The organism is Shewanella sp. SG41-4 (genome assembly GCF_014164505.1).
GTDB lineage: Bacteria > Pseudomonadota > Gammaproteobacteria > Enterobacterales > Shewanellaceae > Shewanella.
On record NZ_JACJFI010000383.1, the window covers coordinates 1 to 2,841 of the forward strand.

Below are 2,841 nucleotides of genomic sequence, written 5' to 3' on the forward strand. Positions count from 1 at the left end.
TATTTCCAGCACGGCTGTTTTTTTACAAATATTGAATGATAAAAAATTTGCATCAACAAGTGAACGTGACTTGCTACTGACATTGTTGTTTGCTTTATGTTCTATGTTACTGGAATGCCTATTTATTATCTTTTTTTTGGCAGACCAATTACCGGTTATTTATTACCTTCCCTTTGTTACGCAGTTAATGTTTTTTATTACGGCGATTATATATGTGCAGATTAAATCTAATTTGCTTTTTTTAAGTGATCATTCCGGACCATCTACTGTTGATATTGAGCTATTAATTGATCATCCAATAAACTGGAAGAATGTTGCTAAGTTATCTATTTTTATCCTCGGACTTGTTTATGCTATGCATTTTATAGGCAGTGAACTTGGTCTATCTAGAGGGATCAGTACTTTGCTTGTATCATTTTTTGAAGCTCATGCCATTCTTGTATCGGTGATGACAGAATGGTCTATGAAGTCGCAGGGTATTGATTTGATAGAGTTAATGTTGTTGATCTTACTCGGTAATACCATCAGTAAATCGTACTTAGTATTTAAAGGAAGCAATTTTTCGCACAAAGGTTTTTTTATTATGATTATGTTTGTGGGTTTTGCGTTGAGTGTCGGTGTTACATACCTTTGCTCTTTTTTACTTAAGTAATGTGTTTGCTATCCCCCCTTAATAACACAAACAGTGTTTGAGCCAGTTGCATAACATCCACTATCATTGATTTGCATATCGTACGAGACAACGCATAATATCTTCTCAAGTAGCCAATAAAAAATGACTACCCCAAGTTAAGGTTATTTATGCGTCTTGATCGATTTGTTTGTAAAAGTACTGAATTATTAAAGTATGACGCTATCCAACTTATCCATAACGGGGCTGTGTTCGTTAATGGTGTGGTTGTCAGGGATGAAGCTGTTCAAGTCCATGAAAATAATGTAGTCAGCTTAAACGGTCAAAAGCTTGCAGCTCGAGCGTTTCGTTATATGTTAATCAATAAACCTGCCAATACTCTTTGTTCGAATGTCGATGGTGCCTATCCGTCGTTATTTTCGTTAATTGACGTCGAACGACCATCTGAGTTGCATATTGCCGGACGCTTAGATGCCGACACAACCGGATTAGTGCTTATTACCGATGATGGCCGTTGGACATTTGCTATCACCTCTCCGTCTGGAGAGTGTCATAAAGTTTACCGGGTTAAGTTAGCTAAGCCGATAGCAGCAGATGCCGTCGAGTTATTTTTACAAGACATTGCTTTGCAAGGGGAGCAAGAGCTGACATTACCGGCACAGTTGCACATTATCACACCACAAGAAGTATTACTGACCTTAACTGAAGGCAAGTTTCATCAAGTAAAACGCATGTTTGCTGCTATTAGTAATAAAGTGGTGTCGCTGCATCGTGAAAGTATTGGAGCTGTGAGTGCCGATGTAGCAGAAGGGGAGTGGCGATATTTAACCACAGATGAAATTAGGTCTTTTTATCCATAAAAGAGCGCCCCAGAAGTACAGCGTGAGTACAGTTCCGAGACGCAACCTATTAGCATTAACCGCAACTTATGTTGGTTTGAAGTTTAATTATATGCACCGCTAGCATAATGTAGCTCGTAGCTGTGGCTATAGATTTCTAGAATATTACCAAATGGGTCTTCCATGTAGATCATGCGATAAGGCTTTTCTCCTGGATAATAATAACGCGGTGCTTTCATGCGTTTTTTACCGCCAGCAGCAACAATCTTTTCAGCGAGTTCTTCAACATTTGGGTCTTGCACGCAAAAATGGAAGATGCCGGTTTTCCAGTATTCAAAATTATCCTTTGGATTTTCCTGATTGGTAAATTGGAATAATTCGACACCGATTCGGTCACCAGTTGAAAGGTGAGCGATACGGAATGATCCCCAACCGGTACCAAATACGTCAGTACACATTTCGCCGATAGGCGTGTCTTCTTCAACAATTTCTGTAGGCTGCATAATGAGATACCAACCTAATACTTCAGTATAAAATTTAACAGCGGCATCTAAGTCTGGTACCGAAATACCAATATGGGAAAAACTGCGTGGATATGTATTACTCATTTTAACCTCTTTACACTGAATTAATGTGTTGCCATGTTGCTCGTCATTCCGAGTTGATAACGTCAGTATAAGAAGTTCATTCATGAATGTTAAATTATCAAAAATACTCATAATGATAATTTTTTGTTATTAATGTTATCGTTAATTTATTAAAAATTGCTATGATAGCGTTCTAGTTACTATCGTTTTGATTAATATCGTTTTGATTAATAACATTCGGGTTAAAAGCAATCCGTGAAAGTGTCATGGATGAGAGATCAGTGTTTAGGGCAGAGTAGAGGCGAGATATGTTAAATCAACAATGGTTAACCACTTTTATTAAACTCGTTGAAGTAGGGCATTTTACTCACACCGCTGAGCAGCTTTTTATGACGCAACCTGGCGTGAGTCAACACATTAAAAAGCTCGAGCAGCAGGTGGGTGTTGATTTACTGATTAGAATTGGTAAAAGCTTTGAGCTAACTGAAGCCGGAATAGTGTTGTATCAACAAGCATTAATTTGGCAGCAGCAGCAACAGCAAGTTTTGTCGCAATTGGCGGTTGATGATGAGCATGTCGGCGAATGCCGTTTAGCGTGTTCGGGATCGATGGCGTTGCTTTTATATCCTCACCTTATTGACTATCAATTATCATATAGTCGATTACAAATCTATCTGGAAGCAGCGCCCAATAAGCGCATTATTGATAGTGTTATGGCCAATACCATTGATGTGGGCATTATTACGCAGCCGATTAACATGGATGAGCTGGTGGTGACCCCATT

4 protein-coding genes are annotated in these 2,841 nt (G+C 38.6%); 3 read left to right on the plus strand and 1 reads right to left on the minus strand.

Annotated features, from left to right (window positions below; translation table 11 throughout):
- The coding region (locus H5202_RS19940) for a DUF4010 domain-containing protein (protein ID WP_182773599.1) at positions 1–652 on the plus strand (652 nt) is incomplete at its 5' end.
- 149 nt (positions 653–801) lie between these two features.
- Positions 802–1,491: a pseudouridine synthase gene (locus H5202_RS19945; protein WP_182773600.1), complete on the plus strand. Its 690-nt coding sequence runs from the start codon at positions 802–804 to the stop codon at positions 1,489–1,491.
- A gap of 83 nt (positions 1,492–1,574) precedes the next feature.
- On the opposite strand, the gene H5202_RS19950 is transcribed toward H5202_RS19945, so the two are convergent.
- On the minus strand, positions 1,575–2,078 hold the full coding sequence (locus tag H5202_RS19950) for a lactoylglutathione lyase family protein (RefSeq protein ID WP_182773601.1): 504 nt from the start codon (positions 2,076–2,078) through the stop codon (positions 1,575–1,577).
- Between the two features lie 287 nt (positions 2,079–2,365).
- On the opposite strand from H5202_RS19950, the gene H5202_RS19955 reads away from it, so the two are divergent.
- Positions 2,366–2,841 (plus strand): LysR family transcriptional regulator (locus H5202_RS19955; protein WP_182773602.1); only part of this gene is annotated, 476 nt, incomplete at its 3' end.

Excerpts from the sequence above, each read along its gene's own strand:
- H5202_RS19945 (WP_182773600.1), top strand. The coding sequence starts at position 802 with ATGCGTCTTGATCGATTTGTTTGTAAAAGTACTGAATTATTAAAGTAT.
- H5202_RS19950 (WP_182773601.1), bottom strand. The coding sequence starts at position 2,078 with ATGAGTAATACATATCCACGCAGTTTTTCCCATATTGGTATTTCGGTA.